This is a genomic window from Embleya sp. NPDC059213 (assembly GCF_042754445.1).
Classification (GTDB): domain Bacteria; phylum Actinomycetota; class Actinomycetes; order Streptomycetales; family Streptomycetaceae; genus Embleya.
In genome coordinates this window covers 1-1236 of record NZ_JBHZAV010000422.1, presented here as the reverse complement: position 1 = coordinate 1236, position 1236 = coordinate 1, and the positions used below count along the sequence as shown (strand labels likewise).

Genomic DNA, 1236 nt, shown 5'->3' with positions numbered 1-1236 from the left:
GCGTGTGAAGAATGCAACAGCGGCAAGGCGTCCGTAACGCCGGGCGCGGATGTAGTCGAGGACGTTGCCATGCGCTCACCACGGCGCCGTCCGGCCACCTCCCGACGCCGACCACGGGGGCAAACCGCCCGCGCGGCTCCTCCACCACACTCGAACATGCGTTCGCCTCGATGGAGCATCGTGGCGCAATGTCGGATTGTCTCCAGGGTTCGCTCTTCGACCAAAACGATGTCGTCCGAATCGGCGCACCGCAAGGCGTGCGCCGCACCATGCCCGGAACCGGCGCCTGGATCGACGAACCGGCGGGATGGGTTGCCGGCGCGGACACGTTGTTCGCCGCGCCGGCCGAGACGGTCCCCTGGCGGGCCGAGCGTCGGCGGATGTACGAGCGCGTCGTCGACGTTCCCCGCCTGCTCGCCCACTACGGGCCCGCCGACGACCTGCCGCACCGCTCCCTGTCCGACGCACGCGATCGGCTCTCCGAGCACCACGCGGCGGAACTCGGCGAACCCTTCGTCAGTGCGGGTCCGTGCCTCTACCGCGACGGCCACGACAGTGTCGCCTGGCACGGCGACCGCAACGGTCGGGGAGCCCGCGAGAACACCATGGTCGCGATCGTCTCGGTCGGCACCCCGCGTGATCTCCTGCTCCGCCCACGTGGTGGGGGCGCGGCCGTGCTGCGGCGCCCGCTCGGCCATGGCGACCTGATCGTGATGGGCGGTTCCTGCCAACGCACCTGGGAACACGCGATTCCCAAGACCGCCAGGGCCACCGGACCACGGATCAGCATCCAGTTCCGCCCGCACGGTGTCGGCTGAGCGGCCACCGCCATCCGCACGCACCCGACGGGTCAAGTCCGAAAACCGAAGAGTGCCGCGCGAGCCGACGGCGGAGTCTTTCCGGAAAAGGCCGCGCAAAACAGGGGCCTTTCCGTGAATGGGCGCGCCCGGCCGGGGCAGACGTGGGGCGGAGGTAAAAACAATGATTCCCCTTTTGGTCGTCCTGCTTCTCGCCCTGATCCTCTTCGGCGCCGGTTTCGCGCTCAAGGCACTGTGGTGGATCGCCGTCATCGTCCTGGTCCTGTGGGCCCTGGGCTTCGTCTTCCGCTCCGCCGGCACCGGTGGCAGGCGGGGCCGCTGGTACCGCTGGTGACTTTCCGGCAGGCACCGTCCCCGTGCCTGACGAGCAGCACCGCGACACCACGCATTCAAGGGCGGGGTGTGGTCCGCATCGAAT

The 1236-nt window shown here is 69.3% G+C and carries 2 protein-coding genes; both read left to right on the top strand.

The window, feature by feature from the left end; genetic code table 11:
- The first annotated feature begins 188 nt into the window (after positions 1 to 188).
- Entirely contained in the window at positions 189 to 818 is a 630-nt protein-coding gene (locus ACFXMF_RS47755) for an alpha-ketoglutarate-dependent dioxygenase AlkB (RefSeq protein WP_380018244.1), read from the top strand.
- 163 nt (positions 819 to 981) lie between these two features.
- The gene (locus ACFXMF_RS47750; RefSeq protein ID WP_360323955.1) at positions 982 to 1152 is read left to right on the top strand and encodes a DUF5670 family protein; all 171 of its coding nucleotides are present in this window, start codon (positions 982 to 984) and stop codon (positions 1150 to 1152) included.
- Positions 1153 to 1236: the final 84 nt, after the last annotated feature.

What these genes read in the sequence shown, in the direction of transcription:
- ACFXMF_RS47755 (WP_380018244.1), top strand. Translation starts at nt 189, where the DNA reads ATGTCGGATTGTCTCCAGGGTTCGCTCTTCGACCAAAACGATGTCGTC.
- ACFXMF_RS47750 (WP_360323955.1), top strand. Translation starts at nt 982, where the DNA reads ATGATTCCCCTTTTGGTCGTCCTGCTTCTCGCCCTGATCCTCTTCGGC.